This is a genomic window from Streptomyces mobaraensis (assembly GCF_020099395.1).
Lineage (GTDB): Bacteria > Actinomycetota > Actinomycetes > Streptomycetales > Streptomycetaceae > Streptomyces.
Genome location: NZ_CP083590.1, coordinates 2,577,040 through 2,593,446, shown reverse-complemented (window position 1 = coordinate 2,593,446; position 16,407 = coordinate 2,577,040). Strand labels below are relative to the sequence as shown.

The following is a 16,407-nucleotide window of genomic DNA, read 5'->3' as shown; positions in this document are numbered from 1 at the left end:
TGCTTGTCAGTGCCCCCGGTTACCGTTTGTGACGTGACCCCGCGCCTGACCGATCCCGAGCAGCTCAAGGAGCTCCTCGGCATCCCCTTCACCCCGGAGCAGACGGCCTGCATCACCGCGCCGCCCGCCCCGCAGGTCATCGTGGCCGGGGCCGGGTCGGGCAAGACGACGGTGATGGCCGCCCGCGTCGTCTGGCTGGTGGGCACCGGCCAGGTCGCCCCCGAGCGCGTCCTCGGCCTCACCTTCACCAACAAGGCCGCCGGCGAGCTCGCCGAGCGCGTCCGCAAGGCGCTCGCCGCCGCCGGGGTGACGGCCGGCGAGGCCACGGAGGAGGAAGGGCCCGGCGAGCCGCGGATCTCCACGTACCACGCGTTCGCCGGCCGCCTCCTGAAGGAGCACGGCCTGCGCATCGGCCTGGAGCCCACCGCCCGCCTCCTCGCCGACGCCACCCGCTACCAGCTCGCCGCCCGGGTCCTGCGCACCTCCCCGGGCCCGCACCCGGCCCTCACCCGCCCGTTCGCCGACCTCGTCGCCGACCTCCTCGCCCTCGACGCCGAGCTCGCGGAGCACCTGGTCGAGCCGGAGGAGCTGCTGGCCCACGACGAGGCCCTCCTCAAGGACCTCGACGGCGCCCGCCTCACCAACGCCGACCTGCGCAAGGTCCCCGAGACCGCGCGCGCCCGGCGCGAGCTCACCGGCCTGGTCGCCGCGTACCGCGCGGAGAAGCGCCGCCGCGACCTCCTCGACTTCGGCGACCAGATCGCCCTCTCCGCCGAGCTCGCCCGCACCCGCCCCGAGGTCGGCCGGATCCTCCGCGAGGAGTTCTCCGTCGTCCTCCTCGACGAGTACCAGGACACGTCGGTCGCCCAACGGCTGCTGCTCGCCGGCCTGTTCGGCGGCGGCACGGGCCACGCGGTCACCGCCGTCGGCGACCCCTGTCAGGCCATCTACGGCTGGCGCGGCGCCTCCGTCGCCAACCTGGACGAGTTCCCCCGCCACTTCCCGCACGCCGACGGCCGCCCCGCCGCCCGCCACGCCCTCAGCGAGAACCGGCGCAGCGGCGGCCGGCTCCTCCGCCTCGCCAACGGCCTCGCCGCGCCCCTGCGCGCCCTCCACGAGGGCGTCGAGGCGCTGCGGCCCGCGCCCGGCGCCGAGCGGGACGGGTACGTGCGGTGCGCGCTGCTGCCCACCCAGGCCGAGGAGCTGGCCTGGCTCGCCGACGTCATCGCCCACCACGTGCGCACCGGCACCCGTCCCGGCGACGTCGCCGTCTTGTGCCGCACGGCGGCCGACTTCGCCCGGATCCAGGGCGCGCTGGTCGAACGGGACGTCCCGGTCGAGGTCGTCGGCCTCTCCGGGCTGCTCCACCTGCCCGAGATCGCCGACCTGGTCGCCGTCTGCGAGGTCCTCCAGGACCCCACCGCCAACGCGTCCCTCGTCCGTCTCCTCACCGGCCCCCGCTGGCGCATCGGGCCGCGCGACCTCGCCCTCCTCGGCCGCCGCGCCCGCACCCTGGTGCCGTACGGCAGCGCCGGCACGGACCCCGAGCGGCGGCTCGCCGAGGCCGTGGAGGGCCGCGACCCGGCCGAGGTGATCTCCCTCGCCGACGCCCTCGACACCTTCCTCACCGGTGACGCGTCCGACGACGGCCTGCCGTTCTCCGCCGAGGCCCGGATCCGCTTCGCCCGCCTCGCCACCGAACTCCGCGATCTGCGACGGAGCCTGGCCGACCCCCTGATGGACGTCCTGCACCGGGTGCTCGCCACCACCGGCCTGGAGGTCGAGCTCTCCGCCTCGCCGCACGCGCTGGCGGCCCGCCGCCGGGAGACCCTCAACCAGTTCCTGGACATCGCCGCCGGCTTCGCCGGCCTGGACGGCGACGCCGGCCTGCTCGCCTTCCTCGGCTTCCTGCGCACCGCCGTCCAGTACGAGAAGGGGCTCGACAGCTCCCTCCCCGGCGCCGAGGACACGGTCAAGGTCCTGACCGCCCACAAGTCCAAGGGCCTGGAGTGGGACGTCGTCGCCGTCCCCGGGCTCGTCGCCAAGACCTTCCCCAGCGAGCAGGCGCGGGACGCGTGGACCTCCCAGGCCCGCGTCCTCCCGCACGCCCTGCGCGGGGACGCCGACACCCTCCCCGAGGTTCCCGCCTGGGACGGCAAGGGCATCGCCGCCTTCAAGGCCGCCATGAAGGACCACCAGGCCACCGAGGAACTGCGCCTCGGCTACGTCACCTTCACCCGTCCCCGCTCCCTCCTCCTCGCCTCCGGCCACTGGTGGGGCCCCGAGCAGAAGCGGCCCCGCGGCCCGTCCGCCTTCCTCCACGCCCTGCGCGAGCACTGCGAGGCCGGGCACGGCGAGACCGAGGTGTGGGCCGACCCCCCGGAGGAGGGCGCCACCAACCCCGCCCTGGACGCGGCCGAGACCGACCGTGCCTGGCCGCTGCCCCTGGACCCGGACTCCCTCACCCGCCGCCGCGAGGCCGCCGCGGCCGTCCGCGCCCGCCTGGGCCGCCTCCCCGGCCCCGCCCCGGCGCCGGAGCCGGCCCACGACCCGGAGTGGCCGCCTCCGCCGGAGGAGGACGAGGAGGCGTTCGCGGACGCCGACGAGGCGTACGCGGATCTCGCGCACGAGGACGACGCCGCCTTGGCGGACTGGGACACCCTCACCACCACCCGCCCGACGGCACCTGCGCCCGACACCACCGAGGTGCCCGCAGCACCGGCGCCTGATCCGTCACAGCGCCCCGCACCCGCCGTCCCGGCTCCCCGGCACGAGCGGGCCTCCGCTGCGCCGGGGACGACCGTCGGCCCCCTGGACAGCGCGCGCAGCGCGCTTCGGGGGGCTGGGGGCTCGCCCCCAGGAATCGGCGAAGGGGCGGGACTGGGGCACAGCCGCCCGCAGGGCACCCCCGCCTCAACCGACGAGCACCGGCTCCCCGCCCCGGGCACCCCACCCCGAAAAGCGCCCCGCGCCACCCTCACCCCCGAGGAGTCCCGCCTGGTCACCTCCTGGGACCGCGACCTGGACGCCCTCGCGGGCGAGCTCCGCAGGGCCCGCGCGACGGTGCACGAGGTGCCGCTGCCGGCGTCCCTGACCGCGTCGCAGCTCGTCCGGCTCGCCGCCGACCCCGACGGGTTCGCGAGCGAGCTGGCCCGGCCGATGCCCCGCCCGCCGCGGCCCGCCGCCCGCCGCGGCACCCGCTTCCACGCCTGGGTCGAGTCCCGCTTCGAGGCGCTGACTCTGCCGTTCCCGGGCCAGGACGAACTGACCGGCGGGATCGACGAGGACGAGACCGATGACACCGAAATCGCCGACGAGCGCGACCTCGCCGAGCTCAAGGCGGCGTTCGAACGCACCCCGTACGCCCACCGCACGCCGTACCGGGTGGAGGCGCCGTTCCGGATCACCCTCGCGGGCCGGGTGATCCGCGGCCGGATCGACGCGGTCTACCGGACCGAGGACGAAGCCGACGGCACCGCCTACGAGATCGTCGACTGGAAGACCGGCCGGGACGGCACCGCCGACCCCCTCCAGCTCGCCGTCTACCGCCTCGCCTGGGCCGAGCGGCACGGCCTGCCGCCGTCGGCCGTCTCCGCAGCCTTCGTCCACGTCCGCGACGGCCGCGTGGTCCGCCCGACGGGGCTGCCGGACCGGGCGGCCCTGGAGAGGATCCTGATGGGGGAGGGTGCCGGGGAGGGTGAGTGAGACAAACCCGGTCCCGGTCACGGCCCGTGTCCGGCTAGGCTCGACGTCATGAGCGACACCCCGGACAGTGCCGTCCGCGCGTACATCCAGCAGCACCGCGCCGCCTTCCTCGACGACCTCGCCGAGTGGCTGCGCATCCCCTCCGTGTCGGCCGACCCCGGCCACGCGGCCGATGTACGCCGCAGCGCGGACTGGCTGGCGGACCGGCTCAGGGCGACCGGCTTCCCGGTCGCCGAGGTCTGGGAGACCGCCGGCGCCCCGGCCGTCTTCGCCGAGTGGCCCTCCGGTGACGAGGGCGCGCCGACGGTCCTCGTCTACGGACACCACGACGTCCAGCCGGCCGCCCGGGAGGACGGCTGGCACACCGAGCCGTTCGAGCCGGTCGTCAAGGACGGCCGGATGTACGCCCGCGGTGCCGCCGACGACAAGGGCCAGGTGTTCTTCCACACCCTCGGGGTGCGCGCCCACCTGGCGGCCACCGGCCGGACCGCCCCCGCCGTCAACCTCAAGCTGATCATCGAGGGCGAGGAGGAGTTCGGCTCGCCGAACTTCCCCGACCTCCTCCGCGCGCACGCGGACCGCCTCGCCTGCGACGCCGTGATCGTCTCCGACACCGGCATGTGGGCCGAGGACACCCCGACCGTCTGCACCGGCCTGCGCGGCCTGGTGGAGTGCCAGGTCGACCTGTACGGGCCGGACCAGGACATCCACTCCGGCGCGTTCGGCGGCGCCGTGCCCAATCCGGCCACCGAGGCCGCCCGGCTGGCCGCCGCGCTGCACGACGAGGACCGCCGCGTCGCGATCCCCGGCTTCTACGACGGCATCGTCGAGCTCACCGACCGCGAGCGCGAGCTCTTCGCGGAGCTGCCCTTCGACGAGAAGCGCTGGACGCGCGGGGCGCACTCGCACGCCACCCTCGGCGAGGCCGGCTACAGCACGCTGGAGCGCGTCTGGGCCCGCCCGACGGCCGAGGTCAACGGCATCGCCGGCGGTTACCAGGGCCCCGGCGGCAAGACGATCGTCCCGTCCTCCGCGCAGTTGAAGCTGTCCTTCCGCCTGGTCGCGGGCCAGGAGACCGACGCCGTACAGGAGGCCGTCCGGGACTGGGTGGCCGCCCGTCTCCCGGCCGGCATCCGCCACGAGCTCACGTTCACGGGCGCCACCCGTCCCTGTCTGACGCCGCTCGACCACCCCGCCCTCCAGGCCGTCGCCCGCGCCATGGGCCGCGCCTTCGGGCAGCAGGTCCGTTTCACCCGCGAGGGCGGCTCCGGACCGGCCGCCGACCTCCAGGACGTCCTGGGCGTCCCCGTCCTCTTCCTCGGCATCTCCGTGCCCTCCGACGGCTGGCACGCGCCGAACGAGAAGGTCGAGCTCGACCTCCTCATGAAGGGCGTGGAGACCGCCGCCCACCTCTGGGACGACCTCGCCACGGGGGACACGTCCTGGACCCGCCGCGCCGGCTGAACCGGCCCGGGCCCATGACGCACCACACGCACCACCGCCATCACCACCAGGGGGAGTTGGAAGCAGCCGTGACCACCAGGACCGATTTCGCCGCCGACCGCATCACGCTCAGCGGATCGAGCGGCATCGACCGCGCCGCGCACCACCGGCTGGACGAGGCGTGGCTGTCGGCGGCGTGGAGCCACCCGTCGACCCGCGTGTTCGTGGTCTCCGGCGGTCAGGCACTGATCGACGACACCCCGGACGGCCGTACGGAACTGGTGATGACGCCCGCGTTCGACGCGCCGCCCACCGAGACGCACCGCTACTTCCTCGGCCAGGACGAGGACGGGGTGGCCTACTTCGCCCTCCAGAAGGACAGCCTGCCCGGCCGCATGGACCAGTCCGCACGGCCCGCAGGCCTCCGCGAGGCGGGCCTGCTGCTCTCCCCGCGCGACGCCGGGCTGCTGGTCCACGCCGTCGCCCTGGAGAACTGGCAGCGCCTCCACCGCTTCTGCTCGCGCTGCGGCGAGCGTACGGTCATCGCCGCCGCCGGCCACATCCGCCGCTGCCCGGCCTGTGGCGCCGAGCACTACCCGCGCACCGACCCGGCAGTGATCATGCTGGTGACGGACGACCAGGACCGCGCTCTGCTCGGCCGCCAGATGCACTGGCCGGAGGGCCGCTTCTCCACCCTCGCCGGCTTCGTCGAGCCGGGCGAGTCCATCGAGCAGGCCGTCCGCCGCGAGGTCGCCGAGGAGGCCGGCGTCGTCGTCGGCGACGTCGAGTACGTCGCCAGCCAGCCCTGGCCCTTCCCCTCCAGCCTCATGCTCGGCTTCCTCGCCCGCGCCACCTCCCCGGAGATCCAGGTCGACGGCGAGGAGATCCACGAGGCCCGCTGGTTCTCCCGCGACGACCTCCGCGCCGCCTTCGCCTCCGGCGAGGTCCTGCCCCCCACCGGCATCTCCATCGCCGCCCGCCTCGTCGAACTCTGGTACGGCGAACCGCTGCCGTAGGACGAGCCGGAGCATGGGAAGGCCCCCGCCGCGGCGGGGGCCTTCCCATGGACCGAGCCGGCTGCCGTCAGGCGCCGATCTTGGCCTTGACCTGGGCCAGGGAGGGGTTGGTCAGCGTCGAGCCGTCGGGGAACAGGACGGTCGGGACCGTCTGGTTGCCGTCGTTGGCCTTCTCCACGAAGGCGGCCGACTCGGGGTCGAGCTCGATGTTCACCTCGGTGTACGCGATTCCCTCGCGGTCCATCTGGCTCTTCAGACGGCGGCAGTAGCCGCACCAGGTGGTGCTGTACATCGTCACGGCGGACATCGGGACTCCTTCTGCAGGCGAGCTGGGGGAGCGAAGCTCCGGTGGTAGAACGTGCGCCCCTCTCCTACCATTCCCGCCCCGCACGCGCGCCCGCGCCGGGCTGTCGCCGGAGTGATGGTATGACCGCGGGGCCTCGCCTGTGGACAACGTTCCCGGTCGCCTCCGCGGACCTGGCAGCATGGCTGCGTGACAGCAGCAACGCACTCCCCTCTCTTCCCTCAGGTGCCGGAGACCGCCGACGCCGTGCTCGACGGGCTCGACCCGGAGCAGCGCGCGGTGGCGACCGCCCTGGACGGGCCGGTGTGCGTGCTGGCGGGTGCCGGTACGGGCAAGACGCGCGCGATCACCCACCGGATCGCGTACGGCGTGCGGTCCGGGGTGTTCCAGCCCACGAGTGTGCTCGCCGTCACCTTCACCAACCGGGCGGCTGGCGAGATGCGCGGCCGGCTGCGGCAGCTCGGCGCGGCCGGGGTGCAGGCCCGGACGTTCCACTCGGCCGCGCTGCGCCAGCTCCAGTACTTCTGGCCCAAGGCCGTGGGCGGCGAGCTGCCCCGGCTGGCCGAGCGCAAGGTGCAGATCGTCGCGGAGGCGGCGGCCCGCTGCCGGATCCGGCTGGACCGCAACGAGCTGCGGGACGTGACGTCCGAGATCGAATGGTCCAAGGTCACCCAGACCGTCCCCGAGGACTACCCCGCCGCCATCGTCAAGGCCGGCCGCGACGCCCCGCGCGACCCGGCGGAGACCGCCAAGATCTACGGGATCTACGAGCAGCTCAAGCGCGAGCGCGGTGTGATCGACTTCGAGGACGTCCTGCTGCTCACCGTGGCGGTCCTCCAGGACCGGCAGGACATCGCCGAGACCGTCCGCCGGCAGTACCAGCACTTCGTGGTCGACGAGTACCAGGACGTCAGCCCCCTTCAGCAGCGCCTGCTGGACCTGTGGCTGGGGGACAGGGACAGCCTCTGCGTGGTCGGCGACGCCAGCCAGACCATCTACTCCTTCACCGGCGCCACCCCGGACCACCTGCTGAACTTCCGCTCCCGCCACCCCCGGGCCACGGTCGTCCGGCTCGTCCGCGACTACCGGTCCACACCGCAGGTGGTGCACCTGGCCAACGGGCTGCTCGCCCAGGCCCGCGGGAAGGCCGCGGAGCACCGCCTGGAGCTCGTCTCCCAGCGCGAGCGCGGCCCCGAGCCCGCCTACGCCGAGTACGCCGACGAGCCGGCCGAGGCGGAGGGCGTCGCCCGCCGGGTCCGCGACCTCATCGCCTCCGGGGTGCCCGCGAGCGAGATCGCCGTGCTGTACCGGATCAACGCCCAGTCCGAGGTCTACGAGCAGGCGCTCGCGGACGTCGGCGTGCCCTACCAGCTGCGCGGCGCCGAGCGGTTCTTCGAACGGCCCGAGGTGCGCGAGGCGCAGATCCTGCTGCGCGGCGCCGCCCGGGCGGGCGGTGGCACCGATCCGCAGCTGGCCGGCGCCGAGGACCTGCCGGCCCAGGTGCGGGCCGTCCTCTCGACCCGGGGCTGGACCACGGAACCGCCCGCCGGTTCCGGTGCCGTCCGCGACCGCTGGGAATCCCTCGCCGCCCTGGTGCGGCTCGCCGAGGACTTCGCCGCCGCCCGCCCGGGCGCCACCCTCGCCGACCTCGTCACCGAGCTCCAGGAGCGGACGGAGGCCCAGCACGCCCCCACGGTCGAGGGTGTGACGCTCGCCTCACTCCACGCCGCCAAGGGCCTGGAGTGGGACGCCGTGTTCCTGGTCGGCCTCACCGAGGGCATGATGCCGATCACCTACGCCAAGACCGACGAGCAGCTGGAGGAGGAGCGCCGCCTCCTCTACGTCGGCGTCACCCGGGCCCGACGGCACCTGACCCTGTCGTGGGCCCTCTCCCGCTCGCCCGGCGGCCGGCCCTCCCGGCGTCCCAGCCGCTTCCTCAACGGCCTGCGGCCCGGCTCCCCGGCGCAGGGCCCGGGCGCCACGAGCTCACCGTCCGCCCGCGGCCACGTCTCGTTCGGAACCGGCTCCGGTGCCGGTCCGGGGGACGGTTCCGAGGACGGCCGCGGCCGTCCGGTCGCCGGACCGCGTGGCGGCGCCCCGTCACGGGCCCGTCGGCCGGCCCGCTGCCGGGTCTGCGGCCGGACGCTGACCGACGCGGGCGAGATCAAGCTGCTGCGCTGCGAGGACTGCCCCAGCGACCTGGACGAGGGGCTGCACGAGCGGCTCCGCGACTGGCGGGCCGAACAGGCCCGGCGGCTCGGCCAGCCCGCCTTCTGCGTCTTCACCGACAAGACGCTGCTGGCCATCGCCGAGGCCGTGCCGGAGACGGAGGGGGAGCTCGCCGCCATCTCCGGGGTGGGAGCCCGCAAGCTGGGCCGGTTCGGGGCCGACGTCCTGGCCCTCTGCGCCGGCCGTGAGCCGGAGCGGCACGAGGGCCTCGAGAAATCTCCGGAAAAATAGTTTGCGTGCGTGGACGGCCTACCCATAGCCTTCCGAGCAGGAAAGCAACGGCCCCTCGCGGGATCCGTTGGTTCCGTGCTGTACTGCTGTACTCAAACCGAACATGACGGGCCACGGCCCGTCCCGAGACGCCGAGAGGAGGCGAGACCAATGATCAGCTTCATCACCAGCAACAAAATGACCGATCGCCCGGTCTTCGCCACGCGTTCCCTCGGCATTGAGGCCGGCATCATCGCCGCGCCGTCGTTCGGTTCCGTCCAGGGCACCGGTCTGTCCCTCGCCAAGCTGCCGCTCTCCGAGTCGGTGCTGGGCAATGAGCGACCGACCAAGGCGCCTGAGGTGGCGGAAGCGGCAGCAGTGGCACGGGTCCGTGCCATCGCGGCGGAGACCGACGGCGCCGGATCCCGGACCAAGCAGTACCAGCACCACACGATGTGGGCCTTCCGTGGGCTCGAACCCTGGAGAGATCCAGCCTGATCGGCAGATCAGGTCGGCACCTTCCAGGGCCGCGGAACCCACACCGGGATCCGCGGCCCTTTTGTTTGCCCCCCGGCAGGGGGACCCAGCCCGGCCACCAGCCGGACAACACAGACGAGGAACACACACCGTGCACATCAAGGCACACACCCCGTCAGTAGCCACCGACCTGATCCCCCCGCCCGTCCCCACGGAGGACTCCTTGACCCCCCTCGCTCCGCTCACCGCGCTCACCGACCTCGACGACGCGATCGAGAACCTCGGCACCCCCGTGCCGTGCCGCACCTACGACCCCGAGGTCTTCTTCGCCGAGTCCCCGGCCGACGTCGAGTACGCCAAGTCGCTCTGCCAGACCTGCCCGCTGCGTGAGGCCTGCCTCGCCGGGGCGAAGGACCGCCGCGAGCCGTGGGGTGTCTGGGGCGGAGAGCTCTTCGTCCAGGGCGTCGTCGTGGCCCGCAAGCGTCCCCGTGGTCGCCCGCGCAAGAACCCGGTCGCCGCATGAACCTCCACGGCACCATCGACCGCCCCGTGACGCACGACCCCAAGAAGCAGGACCCGACGATGCAGCGCCCGTCCCCCGAGCCGGCCGGCTCCGCCCTCTCCGTACGTGATACCTCCGGCGCGATCGTCTCGCGTCAGAACAGGAACCTCGAAATGCAACTCATCCCAGAAATCCTGGCCCGCGCGCATATGCACGAGCGCCTCCGCGAGGCCGAGTCGGAACGCACCGCCGTCCGGCTCGCCACGGCCCGCCGGATGCAGCGCCGTGCCGAGCGCGCTTCGCTGCGTGCCCGCAGGGCCTTGGCCATGGCCGTCATGCAGTAGAAGGCGGCCGGGCAACGCTTGGTGAGCCGAGGGGCCGGTCCGAACGGACCGGCCCCTCGGTGCGTCGGGGTGCGTCGGACGGCCACCGGCCGTTCACGGGGATATCGTCTGGGAGTGGACCAGAAGACGCCTGACGCAGCGCAGTTGGACCCCGAGAACCCCGGCCCCGTCATGTGTGCCCGCTGTGGCACCACCGCCGACGGCCCCCCGCCGACCTGGACCTGCTCCGTCGAGAACGGCGCCCGCCGCTACTTCTGCGACGACTGCGCCCGGGCCAACATCAGGGCGATCGAGGGCCGCCTCGACTCCTCCTGGTGGTGACCCCGGGGCCCGCCCCGCACGGGCCGCGGCATCCCGCCCCGGCCCGCACGATCAGGCGGGGGTCTCCTGGCTCCGGCTCTCGGCCGCGAACCCCGGGACCCACGCCTCCATCTCGTCACGCAGCCGCACGGTCGCGCCCAGTTGGCAGAGCACCCCTATGGTGCTGGTGGTGACCCGGTGGATCAGCAGATACGCCGGCGGCAGATTGAGCTGACGGGCCAACTGGTAGGCGGGGGAGCGCGGGTCCGCGATCCGCGTCGCCTGCGCGCGCATCCAGTCCCGCGTGAAGGTGAACTCCTCCGCCTGAGCCGGCTCGATGATCGGCAGCAGATAGTCGAGCACCGCGCCCGGGTCGAGGTCGATCCCCGGCTTGACGAACCCCTCGTCCCGCAGCAGCTCGTGGACCGCCTCCGCGTCGCCCTCCAGCGTCAGCCGCAGCGCCGTCCCGATCTCCGGCGGCAGCCCCTGCGGCAGCCGGTCCACCGTGCCGAAGTCCAGCACGCCCAGCCGCCACTTCTCGGCCGGGCCGTCGGGCGCGCCTCCGGTCAGCAGCCGGAAGTTCCCCGGGTGCGGATCGGCGTGCAGCAGCCCGGTACGAGCCGCTCCGGAGAACAGGAAGCGCGCCAGCAACTGCCCGGCCCGGTCCCGCTGCTCCCGGGTGCCGTCCGCTATCACCTCGGACAACGGCACCCCCTCCAGCCACTCCGTCACCAGGACTTGATCGGTGTGGTGCACCACGTCCGGGACGACGACGTCCGCGTCCCCGGTGAACTCCCGGGCGTGGGCTGCCTGGGCGCGTGCCTCCAGCCCGTAGTCCAGCTCCTCGGATACCCGGTCCCGCAACTCGGTGATCAGGGGCTTGATGTCCATGCCCGGGACCAGCGGCCCCAGCAGCCGGGCGAAGCGGCCCAGTTGGGTGAGGTCGGACAGCAGTGCCTCCCCGGCCCCCGGGTACTGCACCTTGACCGCGACCTCACGCCCGTCGTGCCAGACCGCCCGGTGCACCTGCCCGATCGACGCCGCGGCGGCCGGCTTGTCGTCGAACTCCTCGAACAGGTCCCGCCAGTCCTCGCCCAGCCGCTCCGCCAGGGCCGCGTGCACCGACTTCACCGGCATCGGGGGCGCCGCCTCCTGGAGCTTGGTCAGCGCCGCCCGGTAGGGGCTCGCCACCTGCTCCGGGAGCGCCGACTCGAAGACGGACAGCGCCTGGCCGAGCTTCATCGCCCCGCCCTTGAGCTGGCCCAGCGTGGCGAACAGCTGCTCGGCGGTGCGCTGCTGCAACTCCGCGGCGATCTTCTCCGCCGGCCGTCCGCCGATGCGTTTGCCGAGCCCGAGCGCGGTGCGTCCGGCGAACCCCAAGGGCAGCGCGGCCAACTTGGCGGTACGAGCGACCGCCTTGCGCGGTAGATCAGACATGCGCCCCTCCAACTAGCTGAACGGCCAGGCCGCGGACGGCGGTTACCCGGGCATTGTCCCGTGCGGGGCCCCCGCCGCCCGGGCGCCACCCCCTTCGGGGGACCGCACCGCGCCGCACGGACACCGCGGATGCGGCTCGATCGGACGCGGTGACCAGTCCGGACCCGGCAGAGCCAGCTCCAGGCGTGCCCCCACACCCGCCGCGGACCCACCGTCGAGGAACGCGAGCGCCCACGACACGGTCAGTCCCGCCACGACCGTGGCCAGTGCCATGTCGCAAGACGGTACCTCCGCCCGTCGGCCGGACTTCCACTGGGCGACCATCCGGGGCCAGGCCGCGTCCCGCTCCGCCCGTCCCAGCGCCAGGCACTCGGCGCACGCCGACCGCCCCGGCAGCACCAACGGACCGACCACTCCCGTGGCCTCCGCCACCCCCGCGTACAGATGGGGCGTCCCCGCCGCCATCGCCTCCCGGGCCCCCGCCGGATCGGGCGCCCACACCGCGACCCCGTCCCGGGGCGCGAACACCGTCAGGGCCAGCGGAGGCGCGAACTCCCCGGCCCCGGACCCGTCCGCCCGCTCCCGCGCCCGCGTCCTCGGCCGGGGCACCGGCGCCGCCTCCCGCACCGCCCGCCGGGCCGCCGCGTCCCGCCTTTCGCCCGTCCGCTCCGCGCCCACCCCGCAGGGGCTCACGTCCCAGGGCTCGACGTACCCGCCGTCGAGCACGTCCACCTGCCCCACCCCGCACGCCGACAGCAGGGCGGCCACCGCGGCGCCCACCCGGCCCGCGCCCCGCACCTGCACCCGTCTCGCCTGCCGCGCGGCCATCAGCCCCATCGCCGCCCCCGGTGCCGGATGCAGTACGGACAGGGAGGCCAGGTCGGGCCGCAGCCGCTCCAGGGCGGGGCCCCGGCTCCGCAGTGCGGCGCCTCCCCGGCCCCCGCCGCGCGCGTCGTCCAGCACCCCGGCCCGGGACAGCCGCTCCACCAACGCGTCCGCCCGGCCCTCCGGGAGCCCCATGGCCGCCGCCTCCGCCCGGAGCAGCGGCAGCCCGCGCGTGCCGTCGAGCAGACCGAGGAACGACGCCGTCGCCGTGTCCACCGGACCCACCACCCTCGCGTGAGCCCGCGTCATCCCGAGCTGGAGGACGTCCCGGTGGCGCCAGGCCCGCCGCAGGGCGGGCTTCACCATCGGATGCGCCCCCTCGGCCCCGCCCGCGCCCTCGACCACCGCGTCCCCGGCCCCGTCCGCGCTCTCCGTCCTGTCCAGGCTCTCCGTGCTTTCCAGCACCGCGAGCCCGCACCCGCCGTCCGTCCCCACCATGGCTCCCCCTCGTCGCCCGGCACACGCCGTCCGTCCCGCCGCCGGAGCCGCCGTCCGCCGCCGGTGGACCCAGCATGCACGGCGGCGCCGATGGCCGCGCGAAGTTGTCCACAGGCACGGACTGATAGTCGTACTAGTGCCGTGATGAGGTGGGGAATCACCGACGGCCGGGCGACGGCGGGACTTCCCGCGCCGCCGACGGGGTAACGTCGTGGCGTGCCCGTCGACCCCCTGCACAGTGCCGCACGACCACCGCGCGGCGGGCCGAGCCCGCTCGGCCCGCCCTTCCTGGGGACGGAGGCGTTCCCGGCGGCCGAGACCCGCCCGGTGGAGGTCCGCCGGAGCGCGCGCCGGCGCAGAACCGTCTCCGCCTACCGCGAGGGCGACCGCACGGTGGTCCTCATCCCGGCCCGCATGTCGGACGCCGAGGAGAAGCGGTGGGTGTCCGTGATGCTCGACCGGCTCGCGGCCCAGGAGAGCAAGCGGATACTCGGCGACGCCGAGCTCGCGGAACGGGCGGAGCGCCTCTCCGGGCAGTACCTCGGCGGCCGGGCCCGGCCCGACAGCGTCCGCTGGGTCACCAACCAGAACACCCGCTGGGGCTCCTGCACCCCCGCCGAGGGCAGTATCCGCCTCTCGCACCGGCTGCAGGGCATGCCCGAGTACGTCGTGGACTACGTCCTCCTGCACGAGCTGGCGCACCTGCTCGTCCCCGGGCACGGGCCCGCCTTCTGGCGGCTCCTGGAGGCGTACCCGCGCACCGAGCGCGCGCGGGGCTACCTGGAGGGTGTCGTCGCCGCCGGCCGGCTGCCGCACCTCCCCGCCGCCCGCAGCGAATGAGCCCCCGGGCGGCGGGAAAGGACGGGAAGGCCCGGGAGACCGGGGAAGCGTGGCAGAGGCAGAGCGGAACCGGAGCGGGACGCCGCCCACTCCGGCGGCACGGCGCCTACACCAGCGCCCGCACCCGCTCCACCAGCCGTACCACCGACGCGTCGGCCACCGAGGCCACCTCGTCGTAGCCGAACCACCGCAGGTCCAGCGACTCGTCGCTGATCGCCGCCTCGGCGCCCTCCGGCGCCAGCGCCGCGTACTGCACGTCCAAGTGCCAGGCGCAGGGCGTGTGGTGCCGGTCCAGCCGGACCGGGCCGCCCGGCAGCAGGGCCAGCCCGCTCGCGATGCCCGACTCCTCCGTGGCCTCGCGCAGCGCGGCCGCCGCCAGCGTGGCGTCCTCCGGCTCGCAGTGGCCGCCCATCTGCAGCCACATCCCCAGCTTGCGGTGGAGCGTCAGCAGCACCCGGCCGCGGGACGGGTCCACCACCAGGGCGCTGGCCGTGACGTGGCCGTCCCGGCACGCCTTCCACATGCCGTCCGGGTGGCCGGCCAGGTGCTCCAGGTACGCGAGCCGCAGCGCTTCCTGCTGCGCGTCACCGGGCGGAGCGGGCCACTCCTTGAGCACCCGCTCCGCGTCCTCCCGAAGGCGAAGGCTCACGCGCCGTCCTCGCCGTTCCCCCGGCCGTCCTCGGAGTCCTTCCTCAGGTCCGGCTTGCCCTTGTCCTGACCGCCCCCGGCCGCCTCGCCGAGCATCTTGTCGAGCTCGGAGAAGTCCAGGTGCTCCCGGTGGACGAAGCCGTCCGGGTCGTCCAGGTCCCCGGCGGTCGGCAGCATGTCCGGGTGCTCCCACAGCGCGTCCCGGCCGTCGGCGCCGCGCGCGTCGGTGAGGGAGGCCCACAGCCGCGACGCGTCGCGCAGCCGGCGCGGGCGGAGCTCCAGGCCGATCAGGGTCGCGAAGGTCTGCTCGGCCGGGCCGCCGGTCGCCCGGCGGCGGCGCAGCGTCTCGCGCAGCGCCCCGGCGGACGGCAGGTGCGGCGCCGCGGCCGCGTGCACGACGGCGTCCACCCAGCCCTCGACCAGCGCCAGCGCGGTCTCCAGCCGGGCCAGGGCCGCCTTCTGCTCCGGCGAGTCCTCCGGCTGGAACATGCCCTGCTGGAGCGCCTCCTGCATCTGCTCGGGCCGCGTGGGATCGAGCTGGCCGACGACGTCCTCCAGCTTGGAGGTGTCCACCTTGATGCCCCGGGCGTAGCCCTCGACGGCACCGAAGAGGTGCGAGCGCAGCCACGGCACGTGCGCGAACAGGCGCTGGTGGGCGGCCTCGCGCAGCGCCAGGTACAGGCGCACCTCCTCCTGCGGCACCCCGAGGCCGGAACCGAACGCCTCGACGTTCACCGGCAGCAGGGCCGCCTTGCCGGCCGGGCCCAGCGGCAGGCCGATGTCGGTGGAGCCCACGACCTCGCCCGCCAGCACGCCGACGGCCTGGCCGATCTGCGTACCGAACATGGCGCCGCCCATGCTGCGCATCATGCCCAGCAGCGGTCCGGCCATGGCCTGCATCTCCTCGGGCAGTACGTCGCCCATGGCGGAGCCGACGCGCTCGGCGACCGGGTCGACCAGCTCCCGCCACACCGGCAGGGTCGCCTCGACCCACTCCGCGCGGCTCCACGCCACGGCGGTGCCGGAGCCCGACGGGAGCGAGGTCACGCCGTCCAGCCAGAGGTCGGCCAGCCGGACGGCCTCCTGGACCGCGGCCCGCTCGCCGGCCGAGACGCTGGCGTCCTTGGAGCCGTCGGCGGTGCCCTGCGCGACGGTCTGCCGCGCGATGTCCTTGGCCATGTCCCAGTTCACCGGGCCGCCCTCGTACGAGAGCATCTGGCCGAGCTGCTGGAAGGCGGCGCCCAGGTCGCCGGGGTTCATGCCCCCGAAGGCCGGGTTCCCGCCACCGCCGAACAGCGCGGCGAAGGGATTGTCCGCGCCGCCCGCTCCGGAACCGAATCCGAACGGGTTCGCCGGATCCTGGCCACGGCCACCCTGGTCACCGCCCTTCTTCTTGCCGTTGTCGCCGTCCTCCGGCTCCTCCGGCGGAAGATTGAATCCGAATGGGGTGTCACTCACGGGTTTCCTCGGCTCCTAGGGCCGCCGGCGATGGCCGACGGCGAATGCCCGACAACACCACCCAGCGTAGACACCTCCCCGGTATCGGGGCTTGGTGCTCCACCGGCTCGGGGCCTGCGGCAGGATGGACGTCACCTGGTACGTACGGGTCATGACACAGGTGATGACACA

At 74.5% G+C, this 16,407-nt stretch carries 14 protein-coding genes; 9 read left to right on the top strand and 5 right to left on the bottom strand.

Features of this window, described 5'->3' with window-relative positions; genetic code table 11:
• Positions 1-33: 33 nt before the first annotated feature.
• The 3 genes from K7I03_RS10935 to nudC all read left to right on the top strand — a co-directional run bounded on the left by K7I03_RS10935 (position 34) and on the right by nudC (position 6,164).
• Positions 34-3,705, top strand: coding sequence for an ATP-dependent DNA helicase (locus tag K7I03_RS10935; RefSeq protein ID WP_185941696.1), 3,672 nt, complete (start codon positions 34-36; stop codon positions 3,703-3,705).
• A 48-nt stretch (positions 3,706-3,753) separates the two neighbouring features.
• Positions 3,754-5,169, top strand: a complete 1,416-nt coding sequence (locus K7I03_RS10930; protein ID WP_185941695.1) for a dipeptidase — start codon at positions 3,754-3,756, stop codon at positions 5,167-5,169.
• 68 nt (positions 5,170-5,237) lie between these two features.
• The gene (gene nudC, locus K7I03_RS10925) at positions 5,238-6,164 is read left to right on the top strand and encodes an NAD(+) diphosphatase (RefSeq protein ID WP_185941694.1); all 927 of its coding nucleotides are present in this window, start codon (positions 5,238-5,240) and stop codon (positions 6,162-6,164) included.
• Between the two features lie 67 nt (positions 6,165-6,231).
• Here the strand turns inward: nudC and K7I03_RS10920 are convergent, their stop codons facing one another.
• Positions 6,232-6,471, bottom strand: a complete 240-nt coding sequence (locus K7I03_RS10920; RefSeq protein ID WP_185941693.1) for a mycoredoxin — start codon at positions 6,469-6,471, stop codon at positions 6,232-6,234.
• A gap of 186 nt (positions 6,472-6,657) precedes the next feature.
• Between K7I03_RS10920 and K7I03_RS10915 the strand changes: the two genes are divergently transcribed.
• The 5 genes from K7I03_RS10915 (at position 6,658) to K7I03_RS10895 (ending at position 10,551) form a co-directional block, all read left to right on the top strand.
• Complete coding sequence (locus K7I03_RS10915; RefSeq protein ID WP_185941692.1) at positions 6,658-8,928, top strand: ATP-dependent DNA helicase UvrD2; 2,271 nt, start codon at positions 6,658-6,660, stop codon at positions 8,926-8,928.
• Between the two features lie 150 nt (positions 8,929-9,078).
• Positions 9,079-9,405, top strand: coding sequence for a hypothetical protein (locus tag K7I03_RS10910; RefSeq protein ID WP_185941691.1), 327 nt, complete (start codon positions 9,079-9,081; stop codon positions 9,403-9,405).
• 130 nt (positions 9,406-9,535) lie between these two features.
• Entirely contained in the window at positions 9,536-9,907 is a 372-nt protein-coding gene (locus tag K7I03_RS10905) for a WhiB family transcriptional regulator (RefSeq protein ID WP_004937453.1), read from the top strand.
• Positions 9,904-10,230, top strand: coding sequence for a hypothetical protein (locus tag K7I03_RS10900; protein ID WP_185941690.1), 327 nt, complete (start codon positions 9,904-9,906; stop codon positions 10,228-10,230). Before K7I03_RS10905 ends, K7I03_RS10900 begins: the two co-directional genes overlap by 4 nt.
• 114 nt (positions 10,231-10,344) lie before the next feature.
• The gene (locus tag K7I03_RS10895) at positions 10,345-10,551 is read left to right on the top strand and encodes a hypothetical protein (protein WP_185941887.1); all 207 of its coding nucleotides are present in this window, start codon (positions 10,345-10,347) and stop codon (positions 10,549-10,551) included.
• Positions 10,552-10,602: 51 nt separating this feature from the next.
• On the opposite strand, the gene K7I03_RS10890 is transcribed toward K7I03_RS10895, so the two are convergent.
• Entirely contained in the window at positions 10,603-11,967 is a 1,365-nt protein-coding gene (locus K7I03_RS10890) for an ABC1 kinase family protein (RefSeq protein WP_185941689.1), read from the bottom strand.
• A gap of 42 nt (positions 11,968-12,009) precedes the next feature.
• On the bottom strand, positions 12,010-13,158 hold the full coding sequence (locus K7I03_RS10885; protein WP_185941868.1) for a ThiF family adenylyltransferase: 1,149 nt from the start codon (positions 13,156-13,158) through the stop codon (positions 12,010-12,012).
• 348 nt (positions 13,159-13,506) lie between these two features.
• Here K7I03_RS10885 and K7I03_RS10880 point away from each other — a divergent pair, with 348 nt between their 5' ends.
• Positions 13,507-14,130, top strand: a complete 624-nt coding sequence (locus K7I03_RS10880; protein WP_185941688.1) for a M48 metallopeptidase family protein — start codon at positions 13,507-13,509, stop codon at positions 14,128-14,130.
• Positions 14,131-14,236: 106 nt separating this feature from the next.
• On the opposite strand, the gene K7I03_RS10875 is transcribed toward K7I03_RS10880, so the two are convergent.
• Positions 14,237-14,779: an NUDIX hydrolase gene (locus tag K7I03_RS10875; protein WP_185941687.1), complete on the bottom strand. Its 543-nt coding sequence runs from the start codon at positions 14,777-14,779 to the stop codon at positions 14,237-14,239.
• Positions 14,776-16,236, bottom strand: a complete 1,461-nt coding sequence (locus tag K7I03_RS10870) for a zinc-dependent metalloprotease (RefSeq protein WP_185941686.1) — start codon at positions 16,234-16,236, stop codon at positions 14,776-14,778. The genes K7I03_RS10875 and K7I03_RS10870 overlap by 4 nt, the downstream gene beginning before the upstream one ends.
• Between the last annotated feature and the right edge of the window lie 171 nt (positions 16,237-16,407).

Bases quoted from the DNA above. Each gene is read 5' to 3' on its own strand.
- K7I03_RS10930 (WP_185941695.1), top strand. From the start codon at position 3,754: ATGAGCGACACCCCGGACAGTGCCGTCCGCGCGTACATCCAGCAGCAC.
- K7I03_RS10920 (WP_185941693.1), bottom strand. From the start codon at position 6,471: ATGTCCGCCGTGACGATGTACAGCACCACCTGGTGCGGCTACTGCCGC.
- K7I03_RS10910 (WP_185941691.1), top strand. From the start codon at position 9,079: ATGATCAGCTTCATCACCAGCAACAAAATGACCGATCGCCCGGTCTTC.
- K7I03_RS10900 (WP_185941690.1), top strand. From the start codon at position 9,904: ATGAACCTCCACGGCACCATCGACCGCCCCGTGACGCACGACCCCAAG.
- K7I03_RS10890 (WP_185941689.1), bottom strand. From the start codon at position 11,967: ATGTCTGATCTACCGCGCAAGGCGGTCGCTCGTACCGCCAAGTTGGCC.
- K7I03_RS10885 (WP_185941868.1), bottom strand. From the start codon at position 13,158: ATGGTGAAGCCCGCCCTGCGGCGGGCCTGGCGCCACCGGGACGTCCTC.